This is a genomic window from Chryseobacterium sp. S90, from assembly GCF_047444895.1.
Classification (GTDB): Bacteria; Bacteroidota; Bacteroidia; order Flavobacteriales; family Weeksellaceae; genus Chryseobacterium.
Genome location: NZ_JBLGCX010000003.1, coordinates 92,589 through 115,142, shown reverse-complemented (window position 1 = coordinate 115,142; position 22,554 = coordinate 92,589). Strand labels below are relative to the sequence as shown.

The window sequence follows — 22,554 nt, the reverse complement described above, 5'->3', positions numbered from 1 at the left end:
AATGAACAAAATAAAATACTTTATAACAGCTGTAACGATTAGTCTGATTACTAACAGCTGTGCCAGTGACCTTAATACATTACCGGAAGGTGATATTTCCGGTGAACAGCTGAATAATGATTCTTCCAGCCCGGAAAAAATCCTCGGAGGAATTTATCTTGATCTTCGGAGCAATGGTGCCGGCGGTACTACCGTTCACTCAGATTTTGGAATCATGGGCATCAAAGCAGGTGCTGATCTAATGTCAAATGATGTCATCCAGTCTACGAACCAGCATTTGGGAATGTTTTACAATTATGAAGCTACCAATGCAAGCAACATTGCTTCAGAGATTGTATGGACCACTTTTTATGCAAGAATATTTGTGATCAATAAGCTTCTTGATGATCTGGATAAAAATGCAAATGCAAAAAACAGAGCGATTGCAGGACAGTTATTAGCTTTAAGAGCGTACTCTTATTTTTATTTAGTCCGTTTTTATGCCAATGATTATAATGGTCATCAGTCTGAACCGGGACTTCCATTGGTACTTACTGCAAAAAATCCAAGCCAGGGACTTCCAAGATCAACTGTTGCTGAGGTGTATGCACAAATCAAAAATGATATTGAGGAATCTATTACACTTTTAGATACTTATGCCCGGCCGTCCAGAGCTCAGATTGATAGGAGAACCGCCAAGGCAATTGCTGCCGAAGTATTTCTGGAAACAGGAGATTACATCAAAGCTGCCCAATATGCTGAGGAAAGCAAACAGGGAGTTGGTCTTATGACAGAAGATGATTATACCACCACCGGGTTTTCCAATATCAATAATCCTGAAGTAATATGGGGTTTTCATAATACAATTTCTACCATGAGTATCGGAAATTATTATGCCTCATTCTTCTCGATGTTTGATAATACTAATGAAGGATATGCCGGCGCAGCTCAGATCCGTAAGCTGATAGACAAACGTCTTTACGAAGCAATTCCGGAAACGGATTACCGTAAAAAAGTGTTCAATGGCAGTCAGGCTGCGGCTTATACTTTTAACGGAAAAACAAAAAATTATCCACCTTACGTAAGCTGGAAATTTAAAGATCCTACTCTTTTTGAAGGAGATTATATTTATATCAGAGCTTCCTCTCTGTATTATATTCAGGCTGAAGCCCTTGCCAGAAAGGGAAGAGAAGCAGAAGCCAGACAGGTATTGTTTCAAATTACCTCAAAAAGGGATCAGGCTTATACACTCTCTACAAAGTCAGGCAATGAGCTTATCAATGAGATCGTTCTTCAAAAAAGGATTGAACTTTGGGGCGAAGGTTACGCATGGTTTGATATGAAAAGATTAAACACCCCTTTGGAAAGAGTATACACAGGAACGAATCATACTTTTGGAAGATTCAACCTTACTCCGGATAAATTCAGATTCCAGATCCCTAATAAAGAGATTAATAATAACCCACAAATCAAACAGAATGAATAGATAAACCTAAAACAATTTTACATTCAAATATATTCAGTGACGAGGCATCATTTACTTGTAAATGGTGCTTTTTTTATTGACTAAGGTGAGGTGCCTGATATTTTTTTGACTTTCACTTGCTAAAAATCTTTGATTTTTTTTTCGCCTTAAAATTATGCATATAATTAAAAAAGCTTTGCGTCTTTGCGTTCTCCAAAAAAACACAAATAAAAAAGGTATAATTGGAAAACGCAAAGACGCAAAATGTTATTAATAAAGTTGTTATAAGGCGAAAATATTTTATCTGCGATAAAATTGAATACTATTTATTTCCAAGTCTCTTGCAGATTTTTTATTTTATAACAATATCAGACTTGTAATTGTCTTTCACCAGCTCACCGTTTTTATACAACCGTTGGTTGATGACTTTCCCTTTTTCATTGAAATAAAGCCACAGTGCATTTTTCCTTCCTAAAGAATCCAGTCGCCCCATTTCTTTCGGCATTTTATTGTTGTGAAGAATCTGAACCGGATACAAACCTTTCAATTCACTTAAAGAATCCATTTTTTCAGGAATTAGCTCAGCTTCATTTCCTATTTTGAAAGTATACTTTTTCCCTGTACCGCTTCTTAAAATAAGTTCATCTCCCGATATCTCATATTTCCCCTCTGAAAATGGAGCTGTCGAAATCTGATCGTAACTTATAAGTTCCGTTTTTAAAAATTCAAAGGTTCCGTTCTTTATATAAAGTGAATATTCTCCGCCGCCGGATTGTAGCTCAACATATTTCGGATATTCTTTGTCTTTTTTACAGGAAATAACAGAGAAAAGAATAATGAGAAGGCTAATAGTTTTTATTTTCATGCAACTAAATTATTAAATATTTACAATAAAGAAGAAGTGGAAATACATATATTTGGAAATCAAAAAAACTTTAAAACCAGACTCAAATGAAGAAAGGAATTATTTTGGTGTTATTCGCACTCCTGGCCAGCCTACCTCTTTTTTCACAGCACTCAAAACTTTCAGATCTTAAAAAAAACATTGAATCCATTATCGCAAATAAAAAGGCAGATGTGGGTGTTTCAATCATTGGACCTTATCAGAAAGAAACAATACAGATTAATGGCAATAAGCTGTATCCTATGCTCAGTACAGTAAAGTTTCCTATTGCTTTAACAGTATTGAAAAAAGTAGAAAAGGGAGAGCTTTCTTTACAGCAGAAACTATTCATTAAAAAAGAAGAACTTCTTGAAGATACCTGGAGTCCGTTCAAAAAAGAGCATCCTGAGGGCAATATAGAGATCAGCCTGGAAGAAGCTCTGAGATGGATCGTTTCATATAGTGACAATAATATCAGTGATATTCTGATGAGGTTGGTTGGCGGACCAGAGCCTGTTCAGCAACTTGTCAACAGTGAAGATTGTATCATTCAAAACAATGAAGAAGATATGCATAAAGACTGGGAGTCTCAGTTTGTAAACAAAATAACACCCAACGAAGCGATCCGGCTTCTTGAAGCATTCAACAATAGAAAAATACTGAATAAAGAACATACGCTGTGGCTTTATAACACAATGCTTAATAACACTGCCGGACCCAAAAGGCTTAAGGGCAAACTCCCGTCAAGCGTAAAAGTAGCGCACAGAACAGGAACATCTTTTACCAATAAAGAAGGAATGACAGGCGCTATCAATGATTTCGGAATTATTGAACTTTCAGACAAAAAAAAGATATACATTGCCGTTTTTGTTCATGATACCTATGAAAAGTTTGAAAATGCAGAGGCAATTATTGCAGAAATTTCGAAAGCAGCTTATGACCATCACCATAAAAAATAAAGAATGACCCAAACCCAAATATTCTTCACAGCTCTATTTTCAGCAGTATTGTCTGTTACTGCAACAGCTCAGAAGAAAAACATTTATACGCAAAAAATAGACAGCATTATAGCAGCATCCAGTCCGATAGCGTTCAACGGTGTCGTGTTGGTTGCTCAGAAAGGGAAAATCCAATATCTGAAATCCAATGGCTACAAAGATTTTGAAAAGAAAATTCCTTTGAAAACAGATGACCAGTTTGAAATCATGTCCAATTCAAAGCAGGTTACCGCTGTTTTGATTTTACAGGCTGCAGAACAGGGGAAACTGAATCTTCATACCTCTATCAAAAAGTACCTGCCCACTCTTACTCAAAGCTGGGCAGATAGCGTTACCATCCATCATCTTCTGAATCATACGCATGGTATTACAGATATCAATAAGCCAGCAGCTTTCAAAGCCGGCTCCCAGTTCAAATATGGCAATCTATCTTATATGCTTCTGGGAGAAATCCTTAAAAATACCACGGGAAAAAACTTCACAGAACTTGCTATTTCTCTTTTCAAAAAACTGAAAATGGACAGAACTTTGGTATATAATACTAAGAGCAATCAGGCTCTTGTTCCCGGCTACATGAACGAAGACAATCAGTTTGAGAAAGTAAAAGAATCCTTTCTGAATGATGATATTGCTCCTGCTGCAGGTATTATTTCTACTGTACAGGATCTTGCCAAATGGGATGAGGCATTATTTAAAGGAAAGCTTCTATCTCCCGAGTTTCAAAAGCAAATGCTGACTCCTTCCACAAGTTCCCAGCATAATGTCTTTGGAAAAGAAAGTATGGGATTTGGATATAATGTAAGGTTTATCAAAGAAGCAGGCCTTGATTATTTTGCTGTGACAGGCCTTGGTGATGGATTCACCTGCCTTAATGTTTATTTTCCTTCTACAGATACTTCTTTGGTTATTTTAGAAAATCAGATGCCTGAAAAAAGTGAATACTGGAGTTTTAAAGAGGCTTCGATAAAGAATGCAGTATTGAAAGCGATGACATCCAAATAATTGTAAATACTTTACAAATATTCATAATCTTCGAGACATAAATTCTTAAACGCAAAGTTTCGATAACTTCAATGGATAGATTTAAGAGGGCAAAGAAACAGCGACAAAGTCGTATTGAAGCTGCGTGATTATCGTCAGCTTAATAAGAATCAATAAAATTGATTCCCGCTTTGCTCCCTTACATATTCAGGTTGAAAAGATAAAACTTTGCGTTAACAAAAATGGGCATCTGGTAATTCTTCCTGCGAACTTAGAATGCTAAGCAAGTTTTTTCAAAACCCTGGATTTAATGACCGAGAAAGGTTTCTCAATAATAAATTGGTAGAATAAACCACCCAAAATACAAGCCAGCAGACAGATAAGAATAGTGATATTGTCTGAGGTTTCAAATTTAAAATAATCAAGGAGTTCCTGCACCATATGGATAATACCTTTATGTGAAAGATAAACTGCATATGATAAAGCAGCCAGCTGAGCAGTAATATATGACTTTGAACGATACAGGAAGGACGATTGGGAAATAGCAGCCAGCAGAATAATTCCATAGCTTACCGCTACCAATGTAAAACCAAATACAGAAGCCGTTTTTGAAGCCTGTTCATTACATATCCAAAATGAAACTCCCAGCAGTGCTATTCCAAGAAAGAAAAGCTTATTTCCATTGTCAGCAACGATGTTTTTAAACATTGAAGAATACTGCATGAGATACCCGATCAAAACACCTGTTCCCAGGCCATCTAATCTTGTGTGGGTAGGATAATATGTTTTCATGTACCATAATTTCCAGAAATCTGTGGAGGATGTATCTGCTGCTGCAATAAATTCATTCCATGCCATCAGCCTTGCTGCAATAGAAAACCCAATGACGACAATCATCAGAACAGCCATATATCTGAACAGTTTTGTTGGTGCTAATATCAAAAGGAACAAAGGCAGAATAAGATAAAATTGTTCTTCGATACACAATGACCACGCATGAGAAAATGTTCCCCGGCTGATGACATCAAGCCCATAGTTTTGAGTGAAGGTAACAAACTTCCAAAAAGGAGATAACGCTTCCCTTTCCCTGAAAAAAGGAAATGTAAAATAGAGAAAAAGAGTAAAAAAATAAGCGGGAATAATCCTGAAAAACCGTTTTATATAAAATATTTTCAGGCTGATATTTCCATTGTTTTCTATTTCTTTAAACAGTTGTCCTGAGATTAGAAAACCACTTAACACAAAGAAAAGGTCCACTCCTGTCCACCCAAATCTCCCGATACTGTCTATCCAGCCAGGATGTTTAAAGGCTCTGTAGTGATATAGTAATACAAGTAAAATAGCAGCGGCCCTCAGATGATCCAATCCGTAAAGCCTTTCAGAACGTTCCGTCATTATTTTTTTATGCAAATATTGACCTATTTCAAACTACCTTCTTACATGGAATCCGGACAACAGGTTATTCACTACCAATAGCAGAATAGACAGTTTATAGCATAAATGATGTTATCTGACATTATTTTAAAGTCTTTTGCATACCATTTCTCTGGTGTAACTTAAGTTTTTATATTTTTGAAGATGATGAAAACTCCATCAGGAACTCAGATCAGACAAACTCTATACTTCCAGCTGTTCTTCTGGACTGCTTTATTTTTATTCGGAACGGCAAGAATGTATGGAGAATATGAGAGTGGAACTTTTAAAGAAATGATGATCTATAACTTTTGCCACTGGATTTTCCAGATTGCAGGAGCCAACTTTATTTATTTTGTGCTGATCCGCCGTTTTTTTGACCGAAAAAGATATGCTGAGTTTTCGCTGTATCTTATGATCAGTCTCTATCTTATTTCTGTCATCAACAGGCTTTTCCTTGTTTATATTGCAGAACCTCTTTTTACCAAGGAAGAGAAAGACAGTGTTTACAGTATTTTTATAGATATCCCTTACCTTTTACTCCATTATACATTCACAATTATCAGTGGGGCATTTATCTTTATTTCCATCATGTTTTTCATACGGTATAAGGATGAAAAGGAACGTACTATCAAACTGCAAAAGGAAAAGACTGAACTGGAACTGCAATCGCTCAAATCTCAGCTCAATCCTCATTTTCTCTTTAATACCCTGAATAATATTTATTCTTTGTCAATCACCCATTCTGATAAAACCTCCCAATCCATCAGCCAGCTTTCTGATATTCTGGATTATATTTTATACAAAGGGCAGAAAAAATGGGTTTCGGTGTCTGATGAGCTGGCGATTATTGAGCATTATATTGCATTGGAAAGCCTGCGGTATCATGATGAAAGATTAAAAATTCAAAAAAACATCAGATTAAACTCCCCGAATACCATTCCGCCCCTGCTCTATCTTACTTTGGTGGAAAATGCCTTTAAACATGGAGTAGGAAAAAGTTCAGAAACCACGGAAATAAAGATTCATATGGAAACGAATTCCCAGTATTCTGTCTTTACAATTGAAAACTCCTTCTCAGCCCACCAGACAGCCAATGAAAAAGGGATCGGGCTGGAGAACATACAAAGACAGCTGCAGTATCACTATCATGAACATTTTACCTTCAGTATCTCACAGGAAAACTATATTTTTAAAGTTGAAATAATCACTCCTTCACATGACGATTAACTGTATTATTGTAGATGACGAACCTCTGGCCATGTCATTACTGGAAAACCATATTTTTAAGATCGACGATTTAAAGCTGGTGGGAAAAGCTCAGAATGCAATGCAGGCTTATAAAATACTGCAAAATAAGACTGTAGACCTTATGTTTCTGGATATTCAGATGCCTCAGCTTAACGGGATTGATTTTCTGAAGTCACTGCCTAAAAAGCCCAAGACTATTTTCACCACAGCTTATCGGGATTTTGCCATTGAAGGTTTTGAACTGGAAGCGGTAGATTATCTCCTGAAACCGATTACTTTTGAACGCTTTTTTAAATCTGTGGAACGTATCCTGAGAACTACCGCCGGCCATACAGAAGATTTTATCCTCGTCAAAACTGAAGGAATGCACCGGAAACTTATACTTTCAGACATCGCTTATTTTGAAAGTCAGGGAAATGATATCAAAATAGTACTCATTACCAATGAAAGTGTTATCTCGAAAAGTAAAATTACAGACCTGGAACAGACGTTATCAAGTAAAAGTTTTGTGAGAATTCACAGATCTTTTATCATTAATTCTGCTTTTGTGATGGCATTCAATAATAATGAAATTGTTGTCAACAATCATAAAATTCCTGTGGGAAGAAGTTATAAAAAGGAATTTGATGTCTTAATCTCTGCTGTTTCCAGAAATAAACTGTTATAAACCTATTTCCAGAAAATTGCATTGTTGTGTTTCGGCTCCTTTTAGAAATTAATCTATACAGGCATTTTTTAACATTTATTTTAAATTAGTTTCTCTCTCAACCTCACTTAAGAGATTTTCAATCTGTTTTTCAACACATTACATCACATTGATAATTGGCAATCAACTTTAAACCCAATTGGCTTCACTTTCGTAAAAAAGAACCAATCAACTAATTAGCAATCACTTACACAAACAATGACATCCATAGCATCGACGGATGATCTCATAGAAATATTAAAAAAAAATGTTATTTTTGCTTTAACAAATAAAATTGCTTTTTAGCCTTTTTATTAGTAATTTTATGTACACCAATTTTATAAAACATTAAAATTCAATTCATGAGAAAAATAATTCTACTTATTACATGTATGTTCGGTATTTCAGTTTTCTCACAGATTAAAGTGTTGAAGAATGAAAGTTTGGTGGAAATTGGTAAAGATAATTCCGTTGGTCTCTATAAAAAGGAAGATAAATTTACAGTCAACTACCAGGATCTGAACACCAGCAACCTGAATACAATCCGATCTTTTTCATTTCAGAATCTTAATGGTGATGTTGCCGGACTATACAGACTTATTATGGATGGTTTTATCTCCACTCCGGAAGAGAATGTTGTGTTGGAATTGCCTAATGATATCATCGAGCTTCATTATGAAAAGAATTATGGCCAGCAAACCATGCAGTTTATCCAGGTGATCAACAAAAACCGGAAATACATTGGAAAATCACAGTTTTTAACCCAAAAACAGGTGGAGAAGATTTTCGGAAGAGCTAATGGAAAGTATGCCATGTATGACAAACCTGCTTCTATAAATCCTTCAGTGAATAAAGGAAACGGAAATACAGCCTCTACTGCTGCCCCGGCAACAGGTGGAACCAAGAAAAAATCAAGAAAATAATTATATTTTATAAATATTGCGAAACTCATTCTATCGGATGAGTTTTTTTATTTTATTTTTGCAAAAAGATAGTAAAACTTATGCCGCTTCAGATAATCAATTTAACCAAAAAATTTGGTGAGCAGACTGCCCTTGACAATATCAACATTTCTATTGATAAAAACGAGATCATCGGTCTTCTTGGCCCGAACGGTGCCGGAAAATCTACCCTGATGAAATCTATTGTCGGAGCACTGAAAATTGACCAGGGTGAAATCATCTTCAATGGTATGAATATCTCAAACCATGAGATTGAAAGCAAAAAGAAAATAGGCTTTCTTCCTGAAAACAATCCGCTTTATCTGGAGATGTACGTAAAAGAATACCTTCAGTTTGTAGCCAATATCCACAAAATCCCTGAATCCAGAGTAGATGAGGTGATAGAACTGGTAGGAATCACGCCTGAAAAATCCAAAAAGATTGGGCAGCTTTCAAAAGGCTACAAGCAACGTGTAGGATTGGCACAAGCTATTATTCATCAGCCGGATTTACTGATTCTGGATGAACCTACCAATGGTCTGGATCCCAATCAAATCATTGAAATTCGTAATGTGGTAAAGCAAATCGGCCAGCAGAAAACCGTTTTACTTTCTACCCACATCATGCAGGAAGTAGAAGCACTTTGTTCAAGAGTTATTCTTATTCATAAAGGAAATATTCTTCAGGATTGTCCTATTGATGAGTTTAAAGGTAAATTTGAAAGCCTGGAAGAGGCGTTTGCAAGTTATACAGTATAAAAAATAGGAAATCGCCCGGAAAAATTTCCGGGCGATTTTTTTAGTTTAATTATTCCTTATGCTAAAATCAAGAATTGTTATCCGGTTTCTCTTCAATCACAGTAACCGTTTCAGCATTTTTCTTTTGCACCTGCTCCAACAGCTGAAGTCCCAGAAGTCCGCTGATTCCGCCATTTGCTGAATCTCCGTTACCGCCAATTAATACCTCAGGCATTATTCTTACATTCTGGCTGGCTATATTCTCCATGATTTTCAATTGGGTAAAATTATTTCCGCCCATTGCTTCTACCGATAGCTTGTAAGATTCCGCGTTAGATTTACCAATGGCCAGAATTTTTTCTGCTTCAGCATTACCTGTTAATGAAATTTGTTCTGCATTTGCTTTTGCCAGCAATTCTATTTTTTCTGCTTCGGCTTTGGCGAGAAGTCTTGTTTTTTCTGCTTCACCTGTTGCTAACAGTTTCAGTCTGTCTCCTTCCGCATTCGCCTGTAATCTTACTGAATTGGCATCTCCGGTTGCCTTTTTTACTGATGCATCAGCTATTCTTTCCGCAATCAAAACACCCTGATCTGCTTTTACAATTTCTTTCTGCATGTCAGCAACAGCCGTTTCTTTTTCTAAAGCCTGACGTGTTTCCTGAGCCAGCATTTCAGTTTCATACGTAATTTTCTGTTCTTCCGCCAATTTTCTATCCGTTAAGGTTTTCATCAGACTTTCCGGAGGAACAATCGCTCCAATCAAAGTATCCACAGCATTTACATTATATTGTTCCAAAACACTGCTGATATGGTCTTTTGCCGACTGCTGTCTTTCTTTTCGGGTTCCCAGGAAGGCAATCACATCACTGTCCTGCGCTGAATTTCTGAAATAATTTCCAATGGTTGGTTCCAAAACCTGACTTACAAGATTGATCATATTTCCAAAACGGGCTATCACTTTCGGAGCTTCATAGGTAGGAATATGAATGATTTGAGAAACATCAAGATTGAATGGGAAACCGTCTTTACTTCGTACCGTAATTGTTGAAAGATTTTTATCCAGCTGGTGGGATTCACTTCTTTCATACGCCCAGTTCAGTACCAAATTGGTGGTAGGAACAAGTTCAACCTTCATAATATAAGGATTGATGGGATATTTTCCGGGACCAATGGGTTCTGCCCAAACTCCTTTATGACTTTTCTCAACAATATTTCCATGCTTAAAATCAATCCCGCTCAAATCCTGTCCTTCTTCTCCCACGTAGCTGATAATAACTCCCACATGGCCAATAGGAATTTCCGTCATTTTCACCATTTCAACTTTTGTAAACCAGGGATTCAGGAAATAAGAACCCGCCAGGATTACCTGCTCCTGAAGCCCTTTAAATCCTCCATTGTTTAAAAAAGTATCTACATCCTGAAACTTATTATGATCACTGATAATCTTACCAGCAATCTGACCTTCAGCTAAAGGATCTCCTTCCATGGTTGTGATAATCCCTACTGCATTATCAGGAATCTGAGTCATATCGGTTAATTCTATTTCAAATAACAGCGTATTGATTCTATAGGATCCAGGCGCAATAATCGCGGTCTGACGGCCTTTCCTTCCTCCGTTTTTCAAAAAAGCTTCAGCATCCTGAAAAGAATCACAATCCACTTTTCTTCCTAAGATTCTTCCGGTCTCTAATTCTGCTCCATCTTTTGCCAGTAATAATCCTATTTTTCCGGTCGGAATCACTGTAAAAGATTGAAAATCGATAGAATACTGCCATATCCATTTTCTGAAATATACACCCGGAGCTAATGTCTGAGCCTGAAAGCCCGCTTCTCCATTGGTTGCAATAATCCTTCCTTCCGGAAGTTCCTGCTTACCTACCAACACGAATTTCTTGGTTACTAAACCTATTTTGTCCTGGGGAACAATGATTAATCCAAAGAAAATTCTTAAAATGAATTTATAAAAAAGTACGCACAACAGTGCAATTACGGCCGGAATCATCCAGCCATGAAAAGCTAATTCCATAGTTTTGTTTTTTGTTTTTGATTATATTTGAAAACAGGGATTGTGCTCTATTTCTTCGGTATATGAAAAAACAGAGTACGAATTATGTGATAATTCTTTCGAAAAAATTAAGAAATTACAGGAGGAGAAGTATTAAAAATCGTAAAGATGATTTCTGATACTTTTAATAGAAAAAACTTAAAGTTAATTAGTTTCATTTTGATAATAAAGGAACGAGATCCTTTGATGGTACAAATGTACAGAAGAAAAGTATTCAGTTGTTTCAAAAACCGGCGATTTTTTTCAAACAAATTTATAATTAACTGAAAATCAATATAATTATTTCACATAACAAGCCTTCAGAAATCTGAAAATCTCTTTTGGAGCTTCCTGAGTTCTTCTGAAACATTGAAAAATGGCTCTAAATTTGATGAGGCTTAACATCACTACAAAATATAAGAAAATGATTAAAAAACTTTTATTAGGGACTTTCTGCTTAGCGCAGTTTTCTTTCGCTTATGCCAAAGAAGTTCCGACTCCGAAAACAGATATTTCTGTAACTTCATCTGCTCTTCAACAGGTACCTAAAACGGTCATTATTAAAACCAAAAAGTTCAAGATCAGAATCGACAAACAGCCAAACGGCAAGTATCTTTACCAGTCATGGAATGCCAATGCAAAGATCACAGCTAAACCCAGTATGATTATCAGCGATGGGGAAATGATTCCTGACGGTACCGGAGGAAATTATTATATCTCCTTCAGCAATGAAGGACACAGCTATCAGATCTGGAGAAATTACCTTACCGATTCTCCAAAAAAAGCTCCTTATACACTGGTTGTAAATGATGCCAACGATAATGAAATTGTACGTCAGGACGGATATGTAGTTAAAAATTAAGCTGGAAGCCGGAGGAGAGAAGCTGGAAGTTTTATAGTCTGTATATAAATTTCATTAAAGACTTAGAGTTTCTTTAATATAAAATAAAAATCCTGCATTGATGCGGGATTTTTTATGTTCCGGACTGTTTTAATTCTTCAAAAAAGCCACTGGCTTCATAGCTTTCTTTAGCTGCTTTATAACCAATATCGAAAATCTCTTCCAGTCTGTCTTTTCTTCGCTCAAAAGTGCCATAAGAAGATAGTTTCTGGGAGGAAATGAACCAGTCGCAGTACTCAAATTTTACTTTTTCAATTCTATAGGAAAGTAAATCGTAAGAACGGGAAACAATTGCTTTAATGGAGTTCAGATCTTTAATCTTAGCTTCATTGGGTGGAGATACAAACACTCCGATCAGCTTATCACAATCGTCTCTGATGATATCTGCCGGAAAATTGTTCAGCACACCTCCATCACAATACATTTCCTCACCAATAATGTATGGAGTTGTTATTCCGGGAATGGAGCATGAGGCAATAATGGCATCCACAATCTCAAAATCTTTGTCAAAAATCTTCTGGGTTCCGGAAACCAATTCTGTGGCTACAATTTTCACTTCAATATCAAGATCACCCAATTTCATGTCATGGAAGATAGGCTTCAGATAGTTCCTGAAAATCACTGAAGAAACAAGTCCCGGCTGATTAAATGTAAAATGTTTCCAATTGAAAAAATATATGGAATTGAAAAATTCCAGGATTTCTTCGGGAGTTTTCCCGATGGCATGAAGGCATCCTACAATAGACCCCGCGCTACAGCAGGAAAGTATATCTATTTCAATCCCTTTTTCCTGTAAGAATTTTAATACTCCTGCATGAGCGATTCCTTTGGTACCGCCGCCTGATAAAACAAGTCCTACTCTGTCAAAATTCATAGAATAAATGTAAGGAAACAGCCTGGAATAATTGAGTTAATTTTTATAAATATGCTGATTTTAAAATTATTTTAATATTTATCATGGATTAATTGTTCATATTTGCTGTAAAATTCTGATATATCAAAACAATAGCCATGTAAGAATAACATTTATAATCAAATCTATAAAAGCACCTATGGATGAAATCTACTTATACTTACAGACTCATTTTGGGATCACCTCCGAAGATTGGGAAATAATAGCCTCTAAAATGTTTGTTCAGGAGTTTAAAAAAAAAGAAATTATTCTATACCCTGGTGATCAAGAAGATCATCTGTCATTCTTATCAAAAGGAATATTAAGGTTCTTTATCCCAACGGATGAAAATAAAGAAACAGATATTACGTATGACTTTATGTTTGAAAAAAAGTTTGCCTGTGCTGATGAGTCTTTTATTACCAGAACTCCTTCTGTATATGGGATTGAAACATTGACAGATGTATTGCTTTATCGGTTTACTTACCAGGATCTTCAGGATATTTACAAAAAAACAAAGAATGCAGAACGCATTGGAAGAATTGCCCATCAGAATATGTTTCTGGAACGGTCTCAAAGACTCTACTCCTTTTTAAAATATTCTGCCAAAGACAGATATCAGAATTTATTTAAAGAAAATCCTATTTTAATCAAACAGATTCCACAAAAATATATTGCTTCTTATCTGGGAATTACCCCTCAGGCTTTAAGTAGAATCAAAAGGCAAATTTATTAACATTTGTTCATTGCTTAATTAATAATGCTCTTCTAATTTTGCTGCGTTTAATCAAACTAACAAAAAACACATGACATTATTGAAAATGGAACATTTCGCCGCTTCCTTTATTTTTATGAGTACTTTTATTTTTGGACAGGTAGGGATAAATACAGCAAATCCTCTCGGTACTTTCCATGTAGACGGAGGAAAAAATAACCCAACATCCGGACCTCCGTCATTAGCCCAGTTATCAGACGATTTTATTGTTTCAGAAACAGGAAATGCAGGCTTTGGAATACTTTCACCTTCTGTAAAAGTGGATATCTCTACTTCAGGAACTTCTGCATCACCTCTCCCTGGAATTAAAATAAATGATGGACTGCAGGGTAAAAATAAAGTACTCACATCAGATGAAAATGGTGTAGGAACATGGAAAAAGCAAAGTTTAGAGCTTGTAGTGGGAACCATGGGAAATGGATATAATCTTCCCTTTTTATATGATTACAATTATCATCAAACAGGTTCTAATATTGTGCTCCCTCCGGGAAAATGGCTTGTTACCGTTAATTTATTATCGGTAAATAATAACAATTCAGTGTTAGATTCTGATGATTATGTATGGTTCAGATCTACCTTTTCAGATTCTCAACTTTTCACTAATAAAAGCCCTGACATTCAGGGAAGTGCTGATAAGGTCAGTGGTATGCTTCAGGGACCTGTTCCTTCAGGGGCACTAAAATATAATATTGCCAATGGACAGCTTCTTATCAGCAATAATTCCGGGACGAATAAAACTTACTGGCTCATTGTTGGAAATTCAGAAGTGATAGGAACTCCGTCCTCTTCTGTTTATTTAGATCGTTTGGGAGGGGCAAATTGGGGAGAAAACATTATCTCGGCAGTTCCAGTACAGTAAATGAATACCTCTTACAGATTTCTGAAAACGAAAAGGCCCGGATTTCTCCGGGCTTTTTATATATAGATTTCTATACATTTAAAATTAAATGTGAATCACTTCACCGTAAGCAGCAGCAGCAGCTTCCATAATTGCTTCAGAAACTGTTGGGTGCGGGTGGATAGATTTGATGATCTCGTGACCTGTTGTTTCAAGTTTTCTTGCTACCACAGCTTCAGCAACCATATCCGTTACTCCTTCACCAATCATGTGGCATCCTAACCACTCACCATATTTAGCATCGAAGATCACTTTGATAAATCCGTCTGTATTTCCGTTTGCAGTAGCTTTACCACTTGCAGAAAGAGGGAATTTACCAACTTTGATTTCGTATCCTTTTTCTTTAGCCTGCTTTTCAGTAAGACCTACAGAAGCTACTTCAGGGTGGCAGTAAGTACATCCAGGAATATTACCATAGTCAATTTTCTCAACGTGCATTCCTTTGATTTTCTCAACACAAGTGATTCCTTCTGCAGAAGCAACGTGAGCCAAAGCCTGAGTTGGGATAATATCTCCGATTGCATAGTAACCAGGTACTGAAGTTTCGTACCATTCGTTTACCAATACTCTTCCTTTATCAGTCTGGATTCCTACTTCTTCTAAACCGATGTTCTCGATATTAGCAGCAATACCTACAGCGGATAATAAGATATCAGCTTCCAGAGTGATATTTCCATTAGCAGTTTTTACAGTAGCTTTTACTCCTTCACCGCTTGTATCAACACTTTCTACAGAAGCGTTTGTCATGATCTCGATTCCTGTTTTCTTCAGAGATTTCTCTAAGTGTTTAGAGATTTCTTCGTCTTCTACAGGGACGATGTTTGGCATGAATTCAACAACAGTTACTTTTGTTCCCATTGTGTTATAGAAGTCAGCAAATTCTACCCCGATAGCTCCGGAACCTACAACAATCATAGATTTCGGCTGCTCAGGAAGAGATAATGCCTGTCTGTATCCGATTACTTTTTTACCATCTTGCGGTAAGTTTGGTAATTCTCTTGAACGAGCTCCTGTAGCGATAATGATATGAGTACCTGTATATTCAGTCACTTTTCCTTCTTTATCTGTTACAGAAACTTTTTTACTTTTCTGTACTTTTGCAGTACCAAGAATTACGTCAATCTTATTCTTTTTCATCAAGAATTCGATTCCTTTGCTCATTTTGCTGGCAACACCACGGCTTCTCTGAATTACATTCGGGAATTCAAAACTAGCCTCCACTTTATTCAAACCATAATCTTCAGCATGGTTGATATAATGAAAAACCTGAGCAGATTTCAATAAAGCTTTAGTTGGAATACATCCCCAGTTAAGGCAGATTCCTCCTAAATTTTCTTTCTCGATAATTGCGGTTTTGAAACCTAATTGCGCTGCTCTGATCGCAGTAACATATCCACCAGGACCACTTCCAATGACAATAATATCGTAATTCATTACTTTAAAAATTTTTATGCGAATTTAAGGAAAAATATTGGATGTTTTATGTTTCTGAAAACTGATCTTAAAATGCATCAACAAGACTATTTTATTCAATTTTAAACAAAAAAAGAGAACACATAACGCGTTCTCTTTCAATAAATTTTATTTTACATTGAAAATTCATCAAAATTTAAAATATAAAAACCGATTTTTTCAATTTTAATAACTGCAAAAATTAAGCATTATTTAGCCTCTCTAAGCAATCGTTTTTCTACCTCATATCTTTTATTTAAAGCCTTCATCTGATCTCTCTTCATCTGTTTGGTTGCAAGCGGATGATTAAGAATGAGTTTTTTCTCAGTATTGTATTTTTTGGTAAGCTCTTGCATTTTAATATTCACCAATTCCGTTTTTGATGGATGTGGAGGAGCTGGTGGACGTTTCTGAGCTGAAACATTCATAGATAAACCTAATACTAGTAGTGTTGAAATTAAAAACTTTTTCATAATGTTCATATTTTTGAATGATTTTAATCAATTCTATAGTCTTAATTAAATTCATTCCGGTTCATGATAAATCTTACACATATCATACCAATATTTTTTTTGGAAAGTAAAATCCGTATTATAAAACCATTGTCCCATTTGAAATAACAGTCGTTAATAACGGTCTATTTTTCATACATTTATCTTTAAATAAACACGTATGAAAACGTCTGTAAAAAAAGGGAATCTGACCAAAGACAGTATCTGGATGAAAGAACCTGAAGTCCACGATTTTCCTGCAGCACAGGATTATCTGGAATTGCTTTTTGAACCTGATAAAGCCAGAAAAATGGTTGAAAAATTAAAGGCAGCCCCTACGATTACAAAAAAATCGAAAGATATTTTAAGAGCCAGCAAGCTTGCCCTGCTTCCTGAAACCAATATTCATGTAAAAGAAAACCTGAAAAAAGTAGAAAAAAATAAAAAGCTTTCGCCTATATTACTTGTAAGAGGTGAAAATGAACTGATCATTGCAGATGGCTACCATCGCCTTTGCTGCAGCTATTATCTTACCGAAGATTTGGAAGTTCCGTGCAGGTTGGTTTAGTATTTTTCAAAAGTTAACGCATTATTAGATAAACGATTTACTTAATAACATAAATTTATTAAGTTTTATTTAACTTTTAGTTATTTTTTTTCTATATTTGATGGAAACCAAATTTCCCAACACATGAAAAAATACATTTTGATCCTTTTATTTGGAGCCCTTCCCTTAACTGCACAAGTAGGTATTAACACAACAACCCCTAACAGTACACTTGCCGTAAATGGTTCCTTAAGGGCTGGCTATAGCGAAGTCACAGCCACAACTTATAATATTCAGACTACCGACCATTATATTACTTATAATGGAACAGCCGATGCGACATTTACCCTTCCGGTCATCGGAACGGGAACAACAAGTTTTACGGGGAGAATTTATAAGATTAAAAATATTTCGCAGAATAATATCACACTCCAGGCTTCCAGCGGTAATACTCTAAGAATTGACAACACTCCTGTTCCTTCTTTTGTAATTCCTATCGGAGCCTATGCTGAAGTCGTGAACAACAGTAATACTACTGGTGGAACGTGGGATTTGTCCTTTACAGTTCTACCTAAGCCGAGCAATGTGGAAATCTATGGAACACAAGTTCTCATTCCTCCTCACAGACTTGGTACTGCACCTGTTGCCGACTGGACCAACCACACGAATGCAGGTTATGACACAGGAACAGCAAACGACAGATGGTGGATTATTAGTAAAACATCAGTAGATAATGCTCATACTTCACTCTATTCCAATGCCAGCAGAATGACCCTGGTTTATGAATATCAGGGTACTCCGTTCAACGTTGCCAATATGTATCCAATTCTTACGGCAGGAAATAATTCAAGTTTCCCGGATGTATTTACAGCATCTTTTGTAAGCCTTGCCAATAATGGTACTGCAGGAAGAACCAGACTTACCGTATCTGTGGCCCGTATAGATTTCATTGGAAATAATGGTTCCAATAACAGTAACTGGACCGGAACATTCTTATTGAACGTTTTATTAGCCAGAAAATACTAAATATCTTCAAAAAAACATACTTAAAAAGAGCAGAAATTTCTGCTCTTTTTTGTTTTATAAAACTTCAATATTTTGTTTTAAGGGAAGATTTTTGGATGAATTGCCGACCATAATTCTATAGGTTCCCTTTTCTACCGTCCATTCCATTTTTTCATTCATAAACTGTAATTGCTTTATGGGAACTTCAATGGTGACAGATTTTGATTCTCCGGGCCGCAATTCTACTTTCTGAAATCCTTTGAGTTCAATAACCGGTCTTGAAACGGTTGCCAATAAGTCTTTTACATATAGCTGAATGACTTCACTTCCTGTTTTTGATCCTGTATTTTTCACATTGACTGTAGCCATAATAGTTTCATTTTCTGAATATTTGACTTTGTTCAGCTGTAAACCGGAGATTTCAAAGGTAGTATAACTTAAACCAAATCCAAACGGATACAATGGTTCACCACTCAGGTCATGGTAATCATTTCCTCTTCCTGTTGGATGATGATTATACGTCAAAGGCAGCTGGCCTTCTTCAACCGGAAATGTTATGGGTAATTTTCCAGACGGATTTTCAGCCCCGAAAAGCGTTTTTGCTATGGCGTTTCCTCCTTCTTCTCCCGGATACCAAACATCTAAAATAGCTCCTACTTTATCTTTCCAGACGGTTGTTTTTATAGCAGATCCTCCTACTAAAACTACTGTTACAGGTTTTTTCAATTTTGAAATTTCCTGAATAAATGCTTCCTGATTTCCTGGCAAACTTAATGAGGAACGGTCCTGAAATTCGCCTTCATGAATACCGGCGGCAACAATGATATAGTCTGTGTTCTGAGCAAGATTTAAAGCTTCCTGATAGTCTTTCGCGTAATGATGAAGTCCATAGTTCCAGATCAGTTCAAGATTGGCTTCTCCACGGTTTTCATGAAATTCAATGGTAATGTCGTATTTTTTCCCTTTTAAAAAATCTATATCAATTGTTTTGGTGGAGTAGCTTAATTTTTCCCATTGATCAATGGCTAATTTTCCATCAAGGTATAATCTGAAGCCGTCATTTCCGCGCAATCCTAACTGATACTTGCCTGAATCCGGAGCTTCCAGTTTTCCTGTCCAGCGGATGCTATATTGATCTGGGGGAAGTTTTTGAGGATCGGGAGAATATAGGGTCCATTTGAAATTGAGCTGTTCATCCTGTTTTTCGAAAGCCGGATTTCCTTTTAAATCGGTATTTGAAAAGTAGGTTCCTTTTAGCCCTTTTTTGTTTTCAGAGGATAGATATTCATTGGAAATCACGGTAAAATCCTTTACATTCCAATCAATGCCTTTTGAATAAACGACTTCAATATTTTTATCTCTGATGTAATTTTTAATTCCGTCAACAATATTTACTTTTTTGTTTCCGGGGCCTGAATAACCGCCTAATCTCGCATCAACGGCATCTGTTCCTACCACGAGAATTTTTTTAACACTTCCGGGAACGGGAAGCGTCTGATTATTATTCTGAAGCAAAACGAAAGATTCTGCAGCTGTTTTTTCTGCCAGAGGTTTATGATTCAGCTTTTTTAATTCTTCAATTTCTTTGAGTGAAACGTAAGGATTTTCAAATAATCCAAGCTCAAATTTGGCTCTCAACACTCTTGAAACGGCATCATCAATTCTTTCTTTTGAAATTCTTCCATCCAAAAAAGGGGGAATAAAGAGTTCATAATGTTTATATTCTGTCTGAAAAATCACATCAAGCCCTGCATTAATTGCTTGTGCAGAAGCATCGTCATAATCTTTTGCTGTAAAATGAAGCACATTTGCTCCTCCTACTGCACTTGCATCACTGATGACGAAGCCCTTGAAATTCCAGTCATTTTTTAATTTTTCAGTCAGTAACCAATGATTAGCTGTTGATGGTCTTCCATCAAGCAAGTTATAGGAAGTCATCACTGAACGGCTTTTTCCTTTTGTAAAAGCATTATAAAAAGGGATTAAATGGGTTTCCTCAAGATATCTTTTACTCCAATGAATAGGATATGAATCTCTTCCGCCTTCTCCTACATTGGCTAAAAAGTGTTTCGGAGTGGTGATGATTCCCATATTTTCAAATGAACTGACAAAACTGACTCCCATTACAGAGGTCAGAAAGGGATCTTCGCCGTAAGTTTCTTCTGTCCTGCCCCATCTTACATCGCTCGCCAGATTTACTACAGGGGTCAGAATCTGGCGGATTCCTCTCAATTTTGATTCTTTCGCAATTGCTGTTGAGACTTTATTCATCAATTCCGGGTTGAAAGTGGCTGCAAGGCCAATCGCCTGTGGAAAAGCTGTAGCCCCTTCCCTCACCAATCCGTGCAGAGCTTCATCAAAAGGAATAATCGGAATTCCTAATCTTGATTCTTCAACAAAATATTTCTGAATGGCATTGATTTTCTTCACCAGTCTTTCAGCATCTTCATTGGCATTGTACTTCAGTAACTGTCCTGCAGCACCGCCCCCTTGGTTTCCTGCACTTACCTGTAACCCAAAAATTCCATGGGAATACTGTCCTTTCGGAACATGATCCAGATCTCCGGGTATCATAAAACACTGCCAGAATTTTTCCTCAGGGGTCATTCTCTTCAACAGATCCTGAATTCTGGTTTCAATGGGCTGTTTGGAGTCTTTATATAAAGGTTTTTGGGCAGAAACAATCACCACATTCAACAATAATACTACTCCTGTAAGTTTAAAACGAAATAGTCTCATTATTGCACGATTTGGATTACGGTTGCGTATTTCAGCTTTTTTCTTTCTTCAGGTAATTGGATTTCAAGTGTATTTCCTGCTGTTTTTTTCCATTGAATTTTTGATGAAAGACCTAATATTTTCAAGGATTTCGGCTTAAAATTTTCCGGGATGGAAAAGGTAAGTGCTTCCGGAGCCTTATATTCTGCCTGCTCATCAAGATGGAATACATTTACAGTCTGATGGTCCTTACTTTGGGTATAATAGTAGTTTCCTTCGTGATAGGGAGCAATACTTCTTGTAGCAAAAACAGCAGCCTGATTTTTGTCCATCCAGCCGGAAATTTGCTGTAATCTTTCATAGACAACGGCATCGTAATCTCCGTTGGGCCCGGGAGCGATATTCATCAGGTAATTTCCACCTCTTGAAATGATTTTCACCAGGGTTTCAATAATCTTTTGGGAGGTTTTATAGTTGTCATTGGGAACATAAGAGAAGGAATCTCCCATTGTGATACAGCTTTCCCAAGGGATCGAAAGTGTGTGTTCCGGAACAGCCTGCTCAGGAGTAACATAGTTTTCCCATTTTCCGGGAATGGTACGGTCTACAATAATAATTCCCGGTTGATTTTTCCTGGCCATTGTTCCTATTTTATCCATATCAATGTCCTGCTCTACTTTGATAGTGCGCTGCCATTCTACTTTAGGATCTATGGTATGAAAAGGACGTACCCAACCTCCGTCCAGCCAGAGAATATCAATTTTACCATACTTGGAAGTAATCTCGTTCAGCTGATTGAAAGTGAATTTTTTAAAATTTTCCCATCTTTCAGGATATTTCTTCGGATCATAATTAACATTTCTGTCTTTTGGTGGAAAGTAAGGCCACCAGTAATCATCAGAATGCCAGTCAGGTTTTGAAAAGTAAGCTCCAATTTTAAATCCTTCTTTTCTGAAGGTATTGAAGATTTCTTTTGTCACATCTGCTTTTGGATTTTTTGAAAAGGGAGTTTTAGAAGAGGTTATCTTATAATCAGACTGTTGGGTATCAAACATTGCAAAACCGTCGTGATGTTTAGTTGTAAAAACCACATATTTCATCCCTGCTTTTTTTACCGCATCCGCCCATTTTTGTGGATTAAACTGAGTGGGATTGAAAGTGGTCTGAAGATTTTCATAATTCTTTACATATTCGTCATAAGATTTCCCATGCTCAGGTTTTCTCTGGGTCCATGATTCGTCTTCCGGGCATAAGCTCCAGCTTTCAACAATTCCCCACTGGCTGTAAGTTCCCCAATGCATAAAAAGTCCGAATTTCATATCCTGCCATTGGTCCAGGTTCTGAATTACAAGAGGGTCTGTGGGTTTCTGATATCCGTCAGACACATTATGGGCCTGTGAAAATACTACTGAACTTATTAAAAAGGATGAAAGAAAAAAGGGTTTTATTTTGGGTATAACCAGCATATGGAATAGTTTTCCGCTAATTTAATTATCCT

At 36.5% G+C, this 22,554-nt stretch carries 20 protein-coding genes; 12 read left to right on the top strand and 8 right to left on the bottom strand.

What is annotated here, in order from left to right:
• Position 1: 1 nt before the first annotated feature.
• Positions 2-1,465 (top strand): RagB/SusD family nutrient uptake outer membrane protein, encoded by a 1,464-nt coding sequence (locus ACLMCG_RS10485; protein ID WP_413959497.1) that lies wholly within the window; start codon positions 2-4, stop codon positions 1,463-1,465.
• A 331-nt stretch (positions 1,466-1,796) separates the two neighbouring features.
• Here ACLMCG_RS10485 and ACLMCG_RS10480 read toward each other — a convergent pair whose 3' ends face one another.
• Entirely contained in the window at positions 1,797-2,309 is a 513-nt protein-coding gene (locus tag ACLMCG_RS10480) for a hypothetical protein (protein WP_413959496.1), read from the bottom strand.
• An 86-nt stretch (positions 2,310-2,395) separates the two neighbouring features.
• Here ACLMCG_RS10480 and bla point away from each other — a divergent pair, with 86 nt between their 5' ends.
• Entirely contained in the window at positions 2,396-3,286 is an 891-nt protein-coding gene (bla, locus tag ACLMCG_RS10475) for a class A beta-lactamase (protein WP_413959495.1), read from the top strand.
• A gap of 3 nt (positions 3,287-3,289) precedes the next feature.
• A complete protein-coding gene (locus ACLMCG_RS10470) occupies positions 3,290-4,327 on the top strand; it encodes a serine hydrolase domain-containing protein (protein ID WP_413959494.1) in 1,038 nt (345 codons plus the stop codon).
• A 258-nt stretch (positions 4,328-4,585) separates the two neighbouring features.
• On the opposite strand, the gene ACLMCG_RS10465 is transcribed toward ACLMCG_RS10470, so the two are convergent.
• The gene (locus ACLMCG_RS10465; protein WP_413959493.1) at positions 4,586-5,701 is read right to left on the bottom strand and encodes an acyltransferase family protein; all 1,116 of its coding nucleotides are present in this window, start codon (positions 5,699-5,701) and stop codon (positions 4,586-4,588) included.
• Positions 5,702-5,884: 183 nt separating this feature from the next.
• Between ACLMCG_RS10465 and ACLMCG_RS10460 the strand changes: the two genes are divergently transcribed.
• The 4 genes from ACLMCG_RS10460 to ACLMCG_RS10445 all read left to right on the top strand — a co-directional run bounded on the left by ACLMCG_RS10460 (position 5,885) and on the right by ACLMCG_RS10445 (position 9,354).
• The gene (locus tag ACLMCG_RS10460; protein ID WP_413959492.1) at positions 5,885-6,949 is read left to right on the top strand and encodes a sensor histidine kinase; all 1,065 of its coding nucleotides are present in this window, start codon (positions 5,885-5,887) and stop codon (positions 6,947-6,949) included.
• Positions 6,939-7,637, top strand: a complete 699-nt coding sequence (locus tag ACLMCG_RS10455) for a LytR/AlgR family response regulator transcription factor (protein ID WP_413959491.1) — start codon at positions 6,939-6,941, stop codon at positions 7,635-7,637. Before ACLMCG_RS10460 ends, ACLMCG_RS10455 begins: the two co-directional genes overlap by 11 nt.
• Before the next feature lie 380 nt (positions 7,638-8,017).
• Positions 8,018-8,578, top strand: coding sequence for a hypothetical protein (locus tag ACLMCG_RS10450; protein ID WP_413959490.1), 561 nt, complete (start codon positions 8,018-8,020; stop codon positions 8,576-8,578).
• 80 nt (positions 8,579-8,658) lie between these two features.
• Positions 8,659-9,354 (top strand): ABC transporter ATP-binding protein, encoded by a 696-nt coding sequence (locus ACLMCG_RS10445; RefSeq protein ID WP_047378181.1) that lies wholly within the window; start codon positions 8,659-8,661, stop codon positions 9,352-9,354.
• 67 nt (positions 9,355-9,421) lie between these two features.
• Here ACLMCG_RS10445 and ACLMCG_RS10440 read toward each other — a convergent pair whose 3' ends face one another.
• Entirely contained in the window at positions 9,422-11,359 is a 1,938-nt protein-coding gene (locus tag ACLMCG_RS10440) for an SPFH domain-containing protein (protein WP_413959489.1), read from the bottom strand.
• A 442-nt stretch (positions 11,360-11,801) separates the two neighbouring features.
• On the opposite strand from ACLMCG_RS10440, the gene ACLMCG_RS10435 reads away from it, so the two are divergent.
• Positions 11,802-12,239 carry a hypothetical protein gene (locus ACLMCG_RS10435; RefSeq protein WP_142718324.1) on the top strand — a complete coding sequence of 146 codons (438 nt, stop codon included), beginning with the start codon at positions 11,802-11,804 and terminating at the stop codon, positions 12,237-12,239.
• 112 nt (positions 12,240-12,351) lie between these two features.
• Here the strand turns inward: ACLMCG_RS10435 and ACLMCG_RS10430 are convergent, their stop codons facing one another.
• Positions 12,352-13,152 carry a patatin-like phospholipase family protein gene (locus tag ACLMCG_RS10430; protein WP_413959488.1) on the bottom strand — a complete coding sequence of 267 codons (801 nt, stop codon included), beginning with the start codon at positions 13,150-13,152 and terminating at the stop codon, positions 12,352-12,354.
• Between the two features lie 178 nt (positions 13,153-13,330).
• Between ACLMCG_RS10430 and ACLMCG_RS10425 the strand changes: the two genes are divergently transcribed.
• Positions 13,331-13,906, top strand: a complete 576-nt coding sequence (locus tag ACLMCG_RS10425) for a Crp/Fnr family transcriptional regulator (RefSeq protein ID WP_413959487.1) — start codon at positions 13,331-13,333, stop codon at positions 13,904-13,906.
• A gap of 70 nt (positions 13,907-13,976) precedes the next feature.
• Complete coding sequence (locus tag ACLMCG_RS10420; protein WP_413959486.1) at positions 13,977-14,804, top strand: hypothetical protein; 828 nt, start codon at positions 13,977-13,979, stop codon at positions 14,802-14,804.
• A gap of 84 nt (positions 14,805-14,888) precedes the next feature.
• Here the strand turns inward: ACLMCG_RS10420 and lpdA are convergent, their stop codons facing one another.
• Positions 14,889-16,277, bottom strand: a complete 1,389-nt coding sequence (gene lpdA / locus ACLMCG_RS10415) for a dihydrolipoyl dehydrogenase (RefSeq protein ID WP_413959485.1) — start codon at positions 16,275-16,277, stop codon at positions 14,889-14,891.
• A gap of 227 nt (positions 16,278-16,504) precedes the next feature.
• The gene (locus tag ACLMCG_RS10410; protein WP_413959484.1) at positions 16,505-16,768 is read right to left on the bottom strand and encodes a hypothetical protein; all 264 of its coding nucleotides are present in this window, start codon (positions 16,766-16,768) and stop codon (positions 16,505-16,507) included.
• Positions 16,769-16,967: 199 nt separating this feature from the next.
• On the opposite strand from ACLMCG_RS10410, the gene ACLMCG_RS10405 reads away from it, so the two are divergent.
• The gene (locus tag ACLMCG_RS10405) at positions 16,968-17,354 is read left to right on the top strand and encodes a hypothetical protein (protein WP_077418619.1); all 387 of its coding nucleotides are present in this window, start codon (positions 16,968-16,970) and stop codon (positions 17,352-17,354) included.
• Between the two features lie 123 nt (positions 17,355-17,477).
• The gene (locus tag ACLMCG_RS10400; RefSeq protein WP_413959483.1) at positions 17,478-18,359 is read left to right on the top strand and encodes a hypothetical protein; all 882 of its coding nucleotides are present in this window, start codon (positions 17,478-17,480) and stop codon (positions 18,357-18,359) included.
• 54 nt (positions 18,360-18,413) lie between these two features.
• On the opposite strand, the gene ACLMCG_RS10395 is transcribed toward ACLMCG_RS10400, so the two are convergent.
• On the bottom strand, positions 18,414-21,077 hold the full coding sequence (locus ACLMCG_RS10395) for a glycoside hydrolase family 3 N-terminal domain-containing protein (RefSeq protein WP_413959482.1): 2,664 nt from the start codon (positions 21,075-21,077) through the stop codon (positions 18,414-18,416).
• The gene (locus tag ACLMCG_RS10390) at positions 21,077-22,522 is read right to left on the bottom strand and encodes an alpha-L-fucosidase (protein WP_413959481.1); all 1,446 of its coding nucleotides are present in this window, start codon (positions 22,520-22,522) and stop codon (positions 21,077-21,079) included. Before ACLMCG_RS10390 ends, ACLMCG_RS10395 begins: the two co-directional genes overlap by 1 nt.
• Between the last annotated feature and the right edge of the window lie 32 nt (positions 22,523-22,554).

What these genes read in the sequence shown, in the direction of transcription:
- ACLMCG_RS10485 (WP_413959497.1), top strand. Translation starts at nt 2, where the DNA reads ATGAACAAAATAAAATACTTTATAACAGCTGTAACGATTAGTCTGATT.
- ACLMCG_RS10480 (WP_413959496.1), bottom strand. Translation starts at nt 2,309, where the DNA reads ATGAAAATAAAAACTATTAGCCTTCTCATTATTCTTTTCTCTGTTATT.
- bla (WP_413959495.1), top strand. Translation starts at nt 2,396, where the DNA reads ATGAAGAAAGGAATTATTTTGGTGTTATTCGCACTCCTGGCCAGCCTA.
- ACLMCG_RS10470 (WP_413959494.1), top strand. Translation starts at nt 3,290, where the DNA reads ATGACCCAAACCCAAATATTCTTCACAGCTCTATTTTCAGCAGTATTG.
- ACLMCG_RS10465 (WP_413959493.1), bottom strand. Translation starts at nt 5,701, where the DNA reads ATGACGGAACGTTCTGAAAGGCTTTACGGATTGGATCATCTGAGGGCC.
- ACLMCG_RS10460 (WP_413959492.1), top strand. Translation starts at nt 5,885, where the DNA reads ATGATGAAAACTCCATCAGGAACTCAGATCAGACAAACTCTATACTTC.
- ACLMCG_RS10455 (WP_413959491.1), top strand. Translation starts at nt 6,939, where the DNA reads ATGACGATTAACTGTATTATTGTAGATGACGAACCTCTGGCCATGTCA.
- ACLMCG_RS10450 (WP_413959490.1), top strand. Translation starts at nt 8,018, where the DNA reads ATGAGAAAAATAATTCTACTTATTACATGTATGTTCGGTATTTCAGTT.
- ACLMCG_RS10445 (WP_047378181.1), top strand. Translation starts at nt 8,659, where the DNA reads ATGCCGCTTCAGATAATCAATTTAACCAAAAAATTTGGTGAGCAGACT.
- ACLMCG_RS10440 (WP_413959489.1), bottom strand. Translation starts at nt 11,359, where the DNA reads ATGGAATTAGCTTTTCATGGCTGGATGATTCCGGCCGTAATTGCACTG.
- ACLMCG_RS10435 (WP_142718324.1), top strand. Translation starts at nt 11,802, where the DNA reads ATGATTAAAAAACTTTTATTAGGGACTTTCTGCTTAGCGCAGTTTTCT.
- ACLMCG_RS10430 (WP_413959488.1), bottom strand. Translation starts at nt 13,152, where the DNA reads ATGAATTTTGACAGAGTAGGACTTGTTTTATCAGGCGGCGGTACCAAA.
- ACLMCG_RS10425 (WP_413959487.1), top strand. Translation starts at nt 13,331, where the DNA reads ATGGATGAAATCTACTTATACTTACAGACTCATTTTGGGATCACCTCC.
- ACLMCG_RS10420 (WP_413959486.1), top strand. Translation starts at nt 13,977, where the DNA reads ATGACATTATTGAAAATGGAACATTTCGCCGCTTCCTTTATTTTTATG.
- lpdA (WP_413959485.1), bottom strand. Translation starts at nt 16,277, where the DNA reads ATGAATTACGATATTATTGTCATTGGAAGTGGTCCTGGTGGATATGTT.
- ACLMCG_RS10410 (WP_413959484.1), bottom strand. Translation starts at nt 16,768, where the DNA reads ATGAAAAAGTTTTTAATTTCAACACTACTAGTATTAGGTTTATCTATG.
- ACLMCG_RS10405 (WP_077418619.1), top strand. Translation starts at nt 16,968, where the DNA reads ATGAAAACGTCTGTAAAAAAAGGGAATCTGACCAAAGACAGTATCTGG.
- ACLMCG_RS10400 (WP_413959483.1), top strand. Translation starts at nt 17,478, where the DNA reads ATGAAAAAATACATTTTGATCCTTTTATTTGGAGCCCTTCCCTTAACT.
- ACLMCG_RS10395 (WP_413959482.1), bottom strand. Translation starts at nt 21,077, where the DNA reads ATGAGACTATTTCGTTTTAAACTTACAGGAGTAGTATTATTGTTGAAT.
- ACLMCG_RS10390 (WP_413959481.1), bottom strand. Translation starts at nt 22,522, where the DNA reads ATGCTGGTTATACCCAAAATAAAACCCTTTTTTCTTTCATCCTTTTTA.